This is a genomic window from Oxynema mangrovii CENA135 (genome assembly GCF_016632315.1).
Taxonomy (GTDB): Bacteria; Cyanobacteriota; Cyanobacteriia; order Cyanobacteriales; family Laspinemataceae; genus Oxynema; species Oxynema aestuarii.
Map to the genome: position 1 here is coordinate 1,655,223 of NZ_JAEOXH010000001.1, position 14,022 is coordinate 1,669,244.

Consider the following 14,022-nt stretch of genomic DNA (forward strand, 5'->3'; position numbering starts at 1 on the left):
TTTCGCTACTTTTGTTCAAGTAAAAACTATCCGGCCATGGACAATGTTGCTTGAATTTAACGGCAAAGTATCGTCGTCAAGTCTTTTCCCGGCCCGAAATCGGGAAAACCAAGCTAAATCTATACAAGTTTTTTTGTAAAACCTGTACTGTCTATACATCTGAGGAACTCGGATAGCGCCGATCGCCTAGATGTAAGACCAATAAGTTTGCTTGGAGGCCATCTATTCGGTTGTTGCCCGAGCTGTATTCTTTGAATCGGCGTTTGAATCGGCGTGGGTCGTTCACGTCAAAAACGGACGCGCCAGCATATAACTCGAAATCGATTTTGCATCTACCTGTTCCCCATTTAAAATCGCCGCTTCGAGTTCTCTCGGCGTCATCAATACCGTTTCGATATCCTCATCCTCGTCTTGTTGCGGGGGACTGGGTAACTTTTCTAAATCTTTCGCCAGAAAAGCATAGATAATTTCGTCAGAATAACCGGGAGCGAGGAAAAATTGGCCTAATTTCTGCCATTTATGCCCTCGATAGCCCGTTTCTTCTTCAATTTCTCGCTTGATGGTCTGTTCGGGATCTTCGCTGTGTTCTACCGTTCCCGCCGGAAATTCTAAAATTCGTCCTTGTACGGCAAAGCGATATTGTCGCACTAAAACTAATTCCCCTTCTGGAGTCAGTGGAACGCATAATGCACCCCCCGGATGGCGGATGCATTCCCAATCGCCTTCAGCCCCATTGGGCAATCGCAGCGTATTGACATCAAAACCGAACTTCCGCCCGGAGTAAGAAAAGCGATGGCGGATCAGTTCGGGAGGTTCGTGGCCAAAGGTCATAGGATTTAAGTAAGGTTACGTGAAGGTGCAGGTCAGGAGTTGCAGGGGAAACTTGTGTGTTTCCGGCAGGAAATCAGGAACGGGCCCGATGCCCGACCCTCGATTCCCGACTCCCCTACTCTAAAATCTAAACTCCAAAATCTACAATCGCTCAAGCTTCACTGACTTCGTGACCGACGGCGGTGATGGCTTGCTCGAACGATTCCGGTGAGGCGGCAGATTCGATCGCCACGAGTTTACTATCGAGATCGATGTTGACTCGGGCTTGACCATCGACGGTTTTGACAGCTTTGGTGACGGTTTCGGCACAACCGTCACAAACCATTGAAGGAACTTTTAAATTAATAGTCATTCTGAGACAATCCTCGATACGCTAATTGATATTAGGTTTATTCTGCCCGGCGATCGCGGGTTTTGGGATCTCTCAGAGGACAGAATTTTTGATTTTTTCGATTCCCCCGCGATCTAGTGCTTGTGCGAGCTCGGCGATCGCCTTTCCGGAGACCGGATCGATCCAATTGGGGGCAATTTCGGCGAGGGGAACGAGAACGAAGGCTCGTTCTCTCAAGCGAGGATGGGGGATTTGCAGGCGGTCCGATTGGTAAATGCGATCGCCAAATAGCAATAAGTCCAGATCTAAGGTTCGCGGTCCCCATCGTTCGCCGCGCGTCCTTCCATATTGCGTTTCTATGGCTAAAAGTCGGTCTAAAAGCACTTCGGGTTCCAGTTGCACCTGGCAGGTGGCGCAGCCGTTGAGATAATCCGGTTGGGGCGGTCCGACGGGGGCGGTCCGATACCAACTAGAGGGCTTTAACTCTTTGATTCCGGGAGTTTCTGCTAAGGTGTTCAGGGCGTTTTCGAGGGTGCGGCGGCAGTTGCCGAGGTTGCTCCCGAGGGCGATCGCGCAGTCGATCCAATCACTGTCCATAACTTTTTTTGAATTATTTTTTAAAATATCTGCATTTTTTAACCGCGACGGAGGCGATCGCTCGATTCTCCTGGGGAGACGCACGGCGATCGCCCCAATTTTTCATAAATCTTGCATTTTTAAACCCTGTCAACTCTCCCCGTAAAAAGGCGATTTTAGGAAATTGATCGAAAATTATAACAGTCTTTTTTTTGCAAGTAAAACTAAAATCTCAGAGACTTCAGAGACTGTTTATAAAATAAACATTAAGAACCCTGTTTGAGAGGAGGAGATCGCCGGAGCATCAAACGACCGATGGCAGAGATCGGGTTACCCCAACGCTCTCGACGTTTCTATGATGCCCTGTAGGGGTTTGGAAACCAAACCCCTACTCTAAAATCTAAACGTCCCAAACCAGGTTGGGTACAATCGTACTGTTCGTACTGATGGCCGACCGACGGGGTAAATGCATTTATCGGAGCTTTGCCCAGCCTTTGCAGATAAAAACATATGACATCCGAGCAAAATTCTCATCGTCCCGACCTTCAATTGGAGTTCGACCCCGACAACAGCCCTGAAGAAACCACTGAGGCGAACGGTTCCCAGGGCGATCGCGCGGCGATCGCCCAAACTCCCCAAACCGGAGGAGAAACTCGATCCTCCACCTCCACTCCTCCCATTTCACCGTCATCCCCTTCGATCTCGCTGATGGAACGCGACGCTAAGGCGACTTTATCCACCGAAAACGGACACAACAACAACCTCAAAGATTTAGAACTCACCACGCCATCCCACACCATCAACCCGGCCATTCTGATTTTAGGCTCGATCGGCACGATGATTTTAGGGTTGGCCATCGATAATGTTTGGGTCGGCTTCGGTGGCGCCGCAGGCACCCTGCTGTTTTCCCTGCAGGTAATTTGGCCGAATTGGCGTCACATTTGGTTGCAACTGGTTCCCCAACAGTGGCGCGCTGTGGTGGTCGCCGCCTTGGGACTCCTCGTCGGCGTGATCGGCTTGTTGATGCTCAGTGGCGCCAACCAACAGCCGGGAAGCCGCAATATTCAGATTAACTGGGATGCGATCGGCGCCGTCGGCGAAGTGGTCGGCGCCTTGGGTCAAATTTTAATCGCCATTCTCGCGGTCTATGTCGCTTGGAGACAATACGTGATCTCCAAAGAACTGACCATCCAGCAAAACCGGATTACCCAACAACAAACCATTGATGCTTACTTCCAAGGCGTTTCCGAACTGGCGTTAAATGAGGAAGGATTGCTTGAAGACTGGCCCCAAGAACGGGCGATCGCCGAAGGACGCACCGCCGCGATCCTCAGTAGTGTAGACTCGGAAGGAAAAGCCAAAGTTATCCGTTTTTTATCTCAATCCAAGCTGCTCGCCCCTCTACGACGGGATAGCCATCTCGGACGCCCCATTCTCGACGGTTCGGGGGGTTATGCGGAAGATCGCGCCCGGGGAGTGCGCGTCGTAGACCTGGGAATTATGCTCGCAGGCGCCGATCTGTCGGGAACCGATTTGCGCTGGACTGAATTAAGCGAAGCCAACTTAGTGCGCGCCAACCTCAGCTACAGCGATCTCGTCAAAGCCAATCTCTCACGCGCGATTTTATACGAAGCGGATTTATCGGGAGCTGATTTTAAAGGCACTCGTTTCTACTACGGCAAGTTAGAAACTGCTTCGCCGCGCAGTCGAACCGATCCGCCGAACTACAAAACCGGAGAAGGAACGGGAGCAGTCATCGAAAATGCCGATTTTACCGACGCTCAACGGATGTCCGAATCCCAACGGTATTATTGTTGTGCTTGGGGGGGCTCGAAAACCCGAGAGACGATCCCCGGCGGCTGTGAAGGGATTCCCAATCTGTTGGGACGTTAGGGAGTCGAGTATCGGGTCTCGGGATTGGTGAAAAATAATCAGAGTAAAATCAGAGTAAGCGGTTGAGCGGTTTTGAAGGCGATCGCCGCTCCAGGTGTTGCTGGATTCCCGCTTGCGCGGGAATGACAGATCGGGAGAGGACTTTAAGGGGGAGAAAATGTCTATGATTTATCTTCTTCTGCGGGAAAAATGCCTCGGTTTTTGCGCGCTTCCATTGCGCGTTCGAGTAATTCTAAAATGCCGGGGGCTTCTTCTTGAAGGGTGAGCAACAATCGCTCGCCGATATCTTCATCTCCCGGATCGGTTCCCGTTTCCATGACGGCTTTTAATCGGGGCATGGCAATTTCATCGACGATCTGAATGAGTCCACTTAAACAACGGTTAAATTGTTTTTCTGTTAAAATGGAGTCTTCTAAAGGAAATTCAATAATTGCCCGAATTTCTCCATCGGAAGGGTCGTATTCCCATTGCAACATTTTTGTTTCCCAAGAAATGCATAACATAGACTGTAAAATGGCTTCTTTATGGGGATGATCGATAATTCCGGAAATGACTTGCGGGGCGAATAGTTTGAAAAATTCTCCATCTTCATCGAGTTGGATGACGAGTAAAAAGTTTTCGAGGTTATCGGCTTGAACTCCGGTAATAATGCGATTGTTGTCTTCTTCTAGTTCGTATGACCAACCTCGATTGTCCAAATAACGGGCAATTTGTTCTAAAGTAGCTGCCATATTTTTTATCCTTGAATAAGCGTTTGGATTCTTATTTTAAACGCTCTTTAGGGGCGATCGCCAGATACTTAAAAACTTGAGGTTTGCGGAAGTTGAAGCGTCCTTGCTTCTGGTTCCGGTGACCCGCGAGCTTCTAGGTGGCCAGAATACTAGCCCAGAATACCAGAAGCGAGACAAGATGGTTTTTGTATACTTAAGCTAATTCTCACTCTTTTTGTTGAAAGAGAACGCCTTAAAGTATATAATATTCTCATCGATCGCCGATCGCCGCCGCGACCAATGTTTAAGATCGATCTAAAATCTGAAATCTAAAATCTAAAATGCCTTCCTGTCCCCATTGCCAGCAATCGATCGATACCGAGGCGATCGCCTGTCCCTTTTGTCGGACGCCACTTAAAGGGTTCGGTCATCCTGGAATTCCCTTGCATCAAGCCAGTGGAGACGAGTTTCTCTGTGAGAGTTGCACCTATCACGAGGACGATACTTGCACCTTTCCCCAACGTCCCCAGGCAAAAACCTGTACCCTGTACCGCGATCGCGCGCAACCGATCGCCGATCCCGCCGTTAACCCTTATTTGAGCAGCCATCCCCTGCGACGCTGGCGCTTGTGGCTGACCCGTAACGCCGCCGTAATGGCGATCGCGGCGATCGTGGCGATCGCCGTGCTGCTGGCGTCGATCCAACGTTAGGATCGACCTTCGACCTTCGCGATTAAGTCGTCGAGCGATCGCTGCATGGCGGTGACGACGCGGTGATAACATTCGTCTACGTAGTCGCGATCGTGGGCAGCTTGCGGACCGGAGCGGTCGAAGGCGATCGGTTCGCAAAAACGGGTGTGAATTTGCGCCGGAAGGGGAAAATTCGGTAACGGCCCGATCGCCAATAGCCAGGGCAATCCGACATACACCGGAAACACTTCCGGATCGAGATCGAACAGCCAGGGAATCCCAAATTTTTCGTGCAGTTGGCGCATCCCGTCGTAAAGATCGCCGAGGACGAATAAGGTATCGTGAGCGCCGTGAGAAACAAACGGCAAAATCGGCACTCTTTCACGCAAGGCCAATTTAATAAAGCCCTTGCGATCGTGGAAGTAAATGCGATCGCGCAAGGCGTGAGGACGGAAGACATCTTGCGCGCCACCGGGAAACACCAACACCGACGCCCCCCGCCTAAAAGCGGCGATCGCCATGCGCGGGTGAGCCTGTACGGCGCCGCAGACCGTCGCGTGACGAGCCATCTCGGGAAATACCTTCCAGACCATCGGATGCATCAAGCCGTAGATGGCGCGATCGGTTCCAAACCGTCGAAACCAGTCATACATTCCCATAAACATATCCGGCGCCGCCAAACCGCCATTATGAGAACCGACAATCAAGAACTGCCCGGTTGGGGGGACATATTGCCAACCATCGCTCGTCACGCGAAAGTAATAGCGGTACAACCATTCCCAAATCGGCATTAACTGAGCGATCGCCTGGGGGTCGCGATCGTCCAAGGACCAACCATCGAAAGGATCCCCGCGTTCGATCGCCCCTTCCACATCTGGTATCAACAACCCTTTTAATCCCTCAAACAAGCCTGTTTTCGCTCCTTGCAACGCCTTATCGCGTCTTTAAGGATAGTCTGGGGATCTCGGATCTCGCAAATAGGGAAGCTTCAGTCTCTATAGGGAACAGTGCAACTCAGAAATCACTCAATCTAAAATCTAAAATCTAAAATTCCATCTCCGTGTGACAGCAACTTCACACCAGCGTCACATCCCTCTTCTAAATTCAAAAGTACAGCCATCCAGGACGATTGTTCTTCGCGCCCTCAGTTGTCATCCCCTCTCAATTGTTTCTGGAGGCTGTTCCTTCCCTACCGCATCGAACCTAGAGGAGCAACTTATCATGCAGACTCAAGATCCCCAATCCCTCAACTCCTTGAATTCTTCCAAAGCAACCCCAAGCGATGCAGGTTCCGCTTCTGCTAGATCTCCGGCGACCTGGAAAAAAACCACGACCTATTTATTAACCTTCCTCCTCGGTGCAGGAGTCACCTTGTCGGGAAGTCAATTACTGCACGCCCAAAACCTCCTCGGAGGAGAAAAATCCGCCAATGGAAATGTGGAACGAGCGACTAGCCAGGTGGCGCCCCTACAAGCGGCTTTACCTGCGAGCAACGATAGCAATTGGATTAGTTCCGTCGTTCGTCAAGTTGGACCGAGTGTGGTTCGCATCGATGCGTCGCGAACCGTGAAAACGGATATTCCCGACGTGTTTAACGATCCGTTTTTCCGCCAGTTCTTCGGTTCGCAAATTCCCAGCCAACCGCAAGAACGAGTCGAACGCGGCACCGGATCGGGATTTATTCTCAGTGAGAACGGCCAAATTTTGACCAACGCTCACGTGGTCGATGGCGCCGATACGGTAGAAGTGACCTTAAAAGACGGTCGCAGTTTTACCGGAAAGGTGGTGGGAACGGACCCGGTGACCGATGTAGCGGTGGTCAAAATTGAGGCGAATGATTTACCTGTAGCGAAGTTAGCCGATCCGGAAACGATCGCCCCGGGAGAATGGGTCGTGGCGATCGGCAATCCCCTCGGATTGGATAATACAGTCACGGTGGGCATTGTCAGCGCCACCGGACGCAGTAGTTCCCAGGTTGGCGTCGCCGAAAAGCGGGTGAATTTCATTCAAACCGATGCGGCGATTAATCCTGGCAATTCTGGCGGACCGCTTCTCAATCAACGCGGCGAAGTGATTGGGGTGAATACGGCGATTATCCAAGGGGCCCAGGGTCTCGGTTTTGCGATTCCGGTGGATACGGCGAGCCGGATTGCGCGAGATTTGATTGCTGACGGTCAGGTGGAACATCCCTATCTCGGCATTCAGATGGTGGAATTGACGCCGGAAATTAAACAGAAAATTAATAGTAATCCCAATTCCGGACTGACGGTAACGGAGGAAAAAGGGATTTTAGTGGTGAAAGTAATGCCCGATTCTCCGGCGGCGGCAAGCGGTTTGCGCGCGGGGGACGTCATTCAAAAAATTGATGGAAATCAGGTCAGTAATGCAACAGAGGTACAGCAAATCGTGGAGAAGAGCGCGATCGGTAAAGCTCTATCCATGCAAGTGCTTCGCAACGGTCAACCTCTGAGCTTAGATGTGCTTCCCGGTGCTTTCCCCGTGGAGAACAACGCCGGATAGTGCAGTACATAGGGCAGATTCTGATGCAGACCCTCGGGAGAACCGGGGGTTTTTTTTACGGCGATCGCCTTGACGAGCGATCGCCTTGCCGAGCGATCGCCAAGATCTATATTAATTTTTTTGCCGATCGCCCCAGGTCGAAAAAAATTATCGATATGATGAACAGTAAGCTTTCTTCAAGCGATCGGTTGCATAAAGGGGGAACGATACCCCGGCGCCCTTTGAGTAAGAAAAAAGTTCTGGCATTATGCAAGCGATCGCGGTAAACTGAGAAGGTTAAAGTGAGTGCGATCGCGTGCAAATACCACCGTTGCGGCAATTAGAGATGAAGTGGACAAGGGATAAAACAAGAAATCAACATCAAAAACCGATCGCCGCTCCCGACGTAGGGAGACAGAATTTTTCGCCCCTACTGAGATTTATCTCTTGATTCAGCAAAGCCGAAATTGCGGCTTTTGAAAAACGTCAATCTTTGGGTGAGAGTTATGGCGCGTTTGAACGAGAAAGCGTATGAAATCTTAGTCGGCGAGCTGAAAAAGTACGGTCAAAAGAGCGATATTGCTAACGTAGAAGCCAAGATGGTGACTGAAGCGTTAGACAAACTGCGTGCCGATCCGGGATCTCCTGCTTCTTTTGAAGATATCAAAGCTGAAATTATCGGTCATTTCGAAGACTTCCCCGAAGCGGTCGTCACCCGCGCCGCCAAAGCTAATGGAGGGGAGAGTAAAGCCCAATCTGCCAGACAGGGTACCCGTCAAAGCGCCCGTCATCAAAACCGCCACACCAGCGCCACTGCTGCAACTGCAGAGCAATCGAAACCTCCAGTGCGCGGACTGTGGGCTTATATTGCGGGTTCCGTTGCCGTGGGAGTTGCCGCCTTTACCGGGATCGTCTGGATTGCGAACTTACCCTATCCGATGATTCGCAAACCCGTCGCCGAAACCGTTCCGATCTTGTTGCTGCCGAGTTATATCAATATGGATCGCAACTACCGCGCCGCCACCTCTTTAGTGGAAGAAGCGGACCAATTGGTGGCGAAAGCGACCGGACCGGAAGATATAGAACGCGGCGCCGAAAAAGTGACCCAGGCGCGAGAGCATTTAGACCAACTCCCGGTGTGGTTTTTAGGCTACGAACCGAAAATGTACTGTAGTTTGTTCGGGTGTAGTTGGCGCTTTACTTTCGACGAGTTCGAGGCGGCGCGCAAAGCGATGGGACGACTGGAAGCACGGGTTTTTCAGGAACAAAACGCTCAAAAACAATTACAGCAAGCGGAAACGACGATCGCCGAAGCTAAACTCGCCTACGATCGCGCCACGACCGGGGCGGAAAAACAAGAGGCGATCGCACAATGGCAAAGCGGACTGGATTTACTCACCCAAATTGCTCCCACCCCTCTCGCCGGGACGATGGTGCGCCCTCGTTTGGCGGCGGCGGAACGGGATTTTAAAGTCGTGGTCGGATCGACGGAAAAAACCGTCCAGAATGCCACGTTTATCGACGCGGCGAAAATCTTTGCCATGCAAGCGGCAGTCAATTCGCAAAATCCGCCCCATTCGGTCGAAACTTGGCAACAAATTATCGGGTTATGGGAAGAAGCGCTCGATCGCCTCAGACAGGTTCCCAATAACGCCCCCGGTTATCTCGAAGCTCAACAAAAACTGGCGGAATATCAAGCCAACCTCGCCACCGTTCGCAATCGCCTGGAAGCGGAACGGCGATCGGTTCAAGCCCTCGAACGCGCTAATGTCTTAATTGTTACATGGCAAGAATTGGGGTTGTCCGACCCGAACAGTCCTCAATTAGCGGCGAATTTGCCTAAAATTATCAACGAATTGGAGAAAGTCGAACCGGGAACGACCGCATCCGCACAAGCGCAAGACCTCTTAAAATTCGCGCGGGAAAAATTGCAGCAGTTGGATAAATCCTGAGTTCGGCGCGAAGGGCGAGAGAAGACCTACCATAGAACTGAGTCTCGCGATCGCCCCAATCGAATGAGCTACTGTCTCAACCCCGCCTGTCAAAAGCCTTACAACCCCGACAACGCCAAGTTTTGCCTGAGTTGTCGTTCCCTACTTTCACTCAAAAACCACTATCGCGCCTTAGAACCGTTGGGCGAAGGCGGAATGGGTCGCACGTTCCTCGCCGTCGATGAGGATCGGTTGAACGCGCGTTGTGTCATCAAGCAACTGTTACCCGCGCCGGAAATTCAAGGCAATTCCCAGGCGATGGCGAAAGCGACGGAATTGTTCGAGCAAGAAGCCAGACAGTTGCTACAATTGGGCGATCGCCACCCGCAAATCCCCTCGTTACTCGCCTATTTCGAGCAAGAAAAGCGCCTCTATTTAGTCCAACAATTAATCGAAGGGGCCGATTTACTCACCCAACTGCAACGGCGCGGACCGTTTGACGAGGAACAAATTCGCGCCCTCCTGTTCGAGTTGTTACCCGCGATCCAATTCATCCACGATTCCGGCGTCATTCACCGAGATCTCAAACCCTCGAACATTATTCAAACGATCCCGGAACCGGGGGGACAAACCCGACTCGTGTTAATTGATTTTGGCATTTCTAAATCTTTAAGTGAGACGGGGTTGGCGAAAACGGGAACGCGAACGGGAACGGAAGGATACGCCCCGATCGAACAATTGCGCGGCGGTCGCGCCTATCCGGCGAGCGATCTGTATAGTTTGGGGGTCACTTGCTTGCAGTTACTCTGCGGCGCGCCTCCGAGTCAGCTTTACGACCCGATCGCATTGCGCTGGGTTTGGCGGGAAGTCCTTCGCCGTCAAGGGCGCGATGTCGGCGACGCGATCGCCTATATTTTAGATAAAATGGTCGCGGAGGCGATCGAGTCGCGCTATCTGTCGGCGCACGACGTGCTACAGGATCTCGATCGCGCCCTTTCTAACCCCGATCGTCGCTCCGATCCCGTCCCTTTTTGGGAACAACCCGCACAACCTCCCCCGGTAAGGGTTTCGGCGCCCGTTGCTTCCCCGGGAGTCGTCCCGAGTTTGCCCCCGTGGGACTGCATCGCCACTCTCACCCACCACGGCGGCGCCGTCCGCGCGATCGCCGTCACGCCGGATGGAAGTACGGGAATCAGTGGCGGCGACGATCGCGCGATCGTTATTTGGAATATGGATAGCGGCGAAATTCGTCATCTTTTAAGCGGACATTCCAGTGCGATTTTAACCCTTGCTATTGCCAAAAATAGCAAGATTTTTGCGTCGGGAAGTGCGGATAAAACCATTAAAGTTTGGCAAACCGAAACCGGGTTTTTATTGCGGACGTTAACGGGACATTCGGCGCCTGTTTCCGCGATCGCGATCGCGCCGGACGGACAAACATTAGTGAGTGGAAGTCTCGACCGCACGATCAAACTTTGGGATTTGCGATCGGGTCGTTTAAAACGGACTTTTCCCCAGCGATCGAGTGGAGTCGTTTCTCTCAGTTTGGGTCGGTCGGGGAAATTGTTAATTTCTGGAAATGAAGACGGCGCGATCGACATTTGGCAGGTGCATAATGGGTATTTACAAAAGACCCTCGCCGGACACGCCGATGCGGTTAGCGCGATCGCGATCTCCCCGGATGAAACCACCGCCGTCACCTGCAGTCGCGATAAAACTATTCGAACTTGGCAACTGAAAACCGGACAACTGTTAGCCCAACCCAAACCCCACTCTAAACCATTCTACGCGATCGCCTATCTTCCAGTTGCTGCGAGTGCAAACCAGACGGGCGATCGAATTATTGCCAGTGCGGGAGAAGATAAAACAGTCAAAATTTGGCATTTAGAAACAGGAAATCTCTTGCAAACTCTTAACGGTCATACCGATACAATTTACCAGTTGTCATCAGTTGAGATATCCGAAAAATTGTTAACTGCCAGTGCCGACAGAACTATTAAAATATGGCATAAAATATAGAAGAACAATCTCAATTTTTCTCCCATCTAAAATCTAAATCTAACATGTCATGAGTTTTTGCTTCAATCCAAGGTGCGCCAAACCCAAAAATCCCGACAGTAATAACTTCTGTCAAAACTGCGGATCTAAACTTTTACTACGGGAACGATATCGCGCGGTTAAATTCCTCGGAAAAGGAACGTACAGCCGTACTTTTTTAGCCGTTGATGAAGATTTGCCCTCTAAACCCGCTTGTGCGATCAAACAACTTTTATTAACTTCTCAAGGAAATCACGAACAAGCGAGTCTGCAATTTAAGCGGGAAGCAATGCAACTGGACTTATTAGGGAAACACCCGCAAATTCCGCAATTACTCGCTTATTTTACCCAGGATAACGCTCAATATCTGGTACAGGAGTGGATCGAGGGCAAAACTTTAGCCGCCGAACTTGCAGAAACTGGCGGATTTTCCGAATCTAAAATTATTGAATTACTCGAAGATATTTTAACTGTTTTAAAATTTGTTCACGGACAATCTGCCATTCATCGAGATATTAAACCTGCTAATATTATTCGCAGAAAGACGAAAAGTTTCTTGAATGAATTTGAAGAACAAGAGTTGGCAAAAAGGCGCGATCGCCTCGTATTAGTCGGTTTTGGTTCCTCGAAGCTTTTGCCTCGAACGCCTCCCGGAGGAAGTAGCACAATTATCGGATCGGCGGAATATGCGGCGCCGGAACAACTCTCGGGACAAGCTGTATTTGCCAGCGACCTGTATAGTTTGGGCATGACTTGCATTCAATTAGTCACCGAAAGCGACTTATTTAGCTTGGCGCAAGGGGAAGAGGGACTGTGGAAAACCCGGATCGTGCGTCCGATGAGTACCCGTTTGGTCGAAATTATCGAAAAAATGGTGCAACCTCTCACGCGACGCTATACGTCAGCGACGGCCATTTTAGAGGATTTGGCGAGTTTACATCCGATCGCCTGGGACTGCGTAGAAATACTCACCGGAGTCGAGCGAGTGCGCTGCGTCGCGGTCAGTCCCGATGCGCGGGTCGTCGTCGGCGGTGGCGAAGACAGTCAGGTTAAATTGTGGGATCTCGGCGGACAGGGAGGCGGGGACAGTCTGGGAAACTGGATGTCCGGCCATTCTGGGGGGATCCAGGCGGTGGCTTTTGCGCCGGATGGCCAGCAGATTCTCACGGGTAGTAGCGATCGCTCGATCAAAGTGTGGGATCGGGGGACGCGCAAGTGCGTGCGATCGCTCGGCGATTGGTTTGCCAAGCATTCCGGTCCGGTCAATGCTCTGGCGATTTCCGCAAATGGTCAGTTCTTCGTCAGTGGCAGCCAGGACGCCACCGTGCGGGTCTGGAATCTCGCTAAAGGTAAGAGTTTGGCCACTTTAAGCGGTCATCTGGCCTGGGTCGAATGTGTGGCGATCGCCTCCAATCATCGCTACATTGCCAGTGGCGGGGGCGATCGTGAGGTGAAATTATGGGATGCGGAGTCGGGAAAATTAACGGCGACGTTGACGGGTCATGAAGACACCGTGAAGGCTCTGGCGTTTAGTCCGGACGGCGAAGTATTGGCCTCCGCCAGCCGCGATCGCACGGTTATTTTATGGCAAGTGAGTACAAAAGAACGACTAGCGACGCTCACTCATCGCGAAAGTATCGAGGCGATCGCCTTCCATCCGCGATCGCCTTTGTTGGTGGCGGGCGATCGTGCGGGATGTGCGGTTTTATGGAATCCTTATACCTTTGCCAAACTGGGCGAATTTAGCGCCCATCAAGCCGCAGTTACGGCGCTGGCGTTCGCACCCGACGGCGCAATTTTGGTCAGTGGGAGTAGCGACAGCAGCGTTAAAGTCTGGAAACTGGCGCGCTGAATTGTTGACAAAGTGCCCCATTCCGCGATTTGTTCCTTCAGCCATCCCCGCAAGCCCCGTATTAGCATTGTTGCACCTACGGTTTCTCTTAGTTGCAACACCTCGCTGACTTTCGAGACAGGCAGAAATTGCCGAGGAACGGGTTCGTCAACTCGAAGCCCGTTTGGGCGAACTCGAAGGTCGGGGCAATGGGGAACCTCCTGCTTAACTTTTAAGGGGTTCGGGCAGTTTGGCGATCGCAACGGCGCCAATTCGATCGCCTCGGTCTGGCGGCGACCGGGTTCCTAGCCAAATCGAGCCAAAGTCTGTCATGCTTATTGGGCGCGAGATCTCGGGGATCGCCCGTCGCCTTAACTTCACATCTAGTTACAAAATTTGAAAGTATTAACTCAGTCTGGAGTAAACTTTGGTATCGATCGCTTGCACTTATTTGAATCCATCCTTAAAGTAGAAATTGAAGCAATCAAGGCTTCCCTGGCAGATACAAACAGCCCAGTTCAAGTTAAATAAGAAGAGGTTCAAAGCTGTTCAATCTCATATCTGTCTCGTTAAACTCCAACAACATCACCCAACCAGAGGGTCGATATTTCCTCAAATAAAACAAGGGCAGCTCTGCCACTGAACGATTGAATCGGTGTCATCTGCAAAATGTTAAAAAAGAGAGGAAATCACT

At 51.2% G+C, this 14,022-nt stretch carries 11 protein-coding genes; 6 read left to right on the forward strand and 5 right to left on the reverse strand.

All coding sequences use genetic code 11. The features are described from left to right. Positions 1-282: 282 nt before the first annotated feature. The 3 genes from JJD41_RS06600 to folK form a co-directional block, all read right to left on the reverse strand. Positions 283-831: an NUDIX hydrolase gene (locus JJD41_RS06600; RefSeq protein ID WP_200665231.1), complete on the reverse strand. Its 549-nt coding sequence runs from the start codon at positions 829-831 to the stop codon at positions 283-285. A 151-nt stretch (positions 832-982) separates the two neighbouring features. Continuing rightward, the gene (locus tag JJD41_RS06605; RefSeq protein ID WP_200665232.1) at positions 983-1,183 is read right to left on the reverse strand and encodes a heavy-metal-associated domain-containing protein; all 201 of its coding nucleotides are present in this window, start codon (positions 1,181-1,183) and stop codon (positions 983-985) included. A 72-nt stretch (positions 1,184-1,255) separates the two neighbouring features. Beyond that, entirely contained in the window at positions 1,256-1,759 is a 504-nt protein-coding gene (gene folK / locus JJD41_RS06610; protein WP_200665233.1) for a 2-amino-4-hydroxy-6-hydroxymethyldihydropteridine diphosphokinase, read from the reverse strand. 489 nt (positions 1,760-2,248) lie between these two features. On the opposite strand from folK, the gene JJD41_RS06615 reads away from it, so the two are divergent. Beyond that, positions 2,249-3,631 (forward strand): pentapeptide repeat-containing protein, encoded by a 1,383-nt coding sequence (locus JJD41_RS06615; RefSeq protein WP_200665234.1) that lies wholly within the window; start codon positions 2,249-2,251, stop codon positions 3,629-3,631. Between the two features lie 161 nt (positions 3,632-3,792). Here the strand turns inward: JJD41_RS06615 and JJD41_RS06620 are convergent, their stop codons facing one another. Beyond that, positions 3,793-4,362: a type III secretion system chaperone family protein gene (locus tag JJD41_RS06620; RefSeq protein ID WP_200665235.1), complete on the reverse strand. Its 570-nt coding sequence runs from the start codon at positions 4,360-4,362 to the stop codon at positions 3,793-3,795. Positions 4,363-4,682: 320 nt separating this feature from the next. On the opposite strand from JJD41_RS06620, the gene JJD41_RS06625 reads away from it, so the two are divergent. Next, entirely contained in the window at positions 4,683-5,051 is a 369-nt protein-coding gene (locus JJD41_RS06625) for a zinc ribbon domain-containing protein (protein ID WP_200665236.1), read from the forward strand. Here JJD41_RS06625 and JJD41_RS06630 read toward each other — a convergent pair. After that, positions 5,048-5,917 carry a lysophospholipid acyltransferase family protein gene (locus JJD41_RS06630; RefSeq protein ID WP_234488530.1) on the reverse strand — a complete coding sequence of 290 codons (870 nt, stop codon included), beginning with the start codon at positions 5,915-5,917 and terminating at the stop codon, positions 5,048-5,050. The genes JJD41_RS06625 and JJD41_RS06630 overlap by 4 nt on opposite strands. A gap of 334 nt (positions 5,918-6,251) precedes the next feature. Between JJD41_RS06630 and JJD41_RS06635 the strand changes: the two genes are divergently transcribed. From JJD41_RS06635 to JJD41_RS06655, 4 genes are all read left to right on the forward strand, one after another. Beyond that, complete coding sequence (locus JJD41_RS06635) at positions 6,252-7,550, forward strand: HhoA/HhoB/HtrA family serine endopeptidase (RefSeq protein WP_200665237.1); 1,299 nt, start codon at positions 6,252-6,254, stop codon at positions 7,548-7,550. Between the two features lie 485 nt (positions 7,551-8,035). Further along, a complete protein-coding gene (locus JJD41_RS06645; RefSeq protein WP_234488531.1) occupies positions 8,036-9,481 on the forward strand; it encodes a hypothetical protein in 1,446 nt (481 codons plus the stop codon). Positions 9,482-9,544: 63 nt separating this feature from the next. Beyond that, positions 9,545-11,479: a serine/threonine-protein kinase gene (locus JJD41_RS06650; RefSeq protein WP_200665239.1), complete on the forward strand. Its 1,935-nt coding sequence runs from the start codon at positions 9,545-9,547 to the stop codon at positions 11,477-11,479. Positions 11,480-11,528: 49 nt separating this feature from the next. After that, on the forward strand, positions 11,529-13,349 hold the full coding sequence (locus tag JJD41_RS06655) for a serine/threonine-protein kinase (protein ID WP_200665240.1): 1,821 nt from the start codon (positions 11,529-11,531) through the stop codon (positions 13,347-13,349). Positions 13,350-14,022 lie beyond the last annotated feature (673 nt).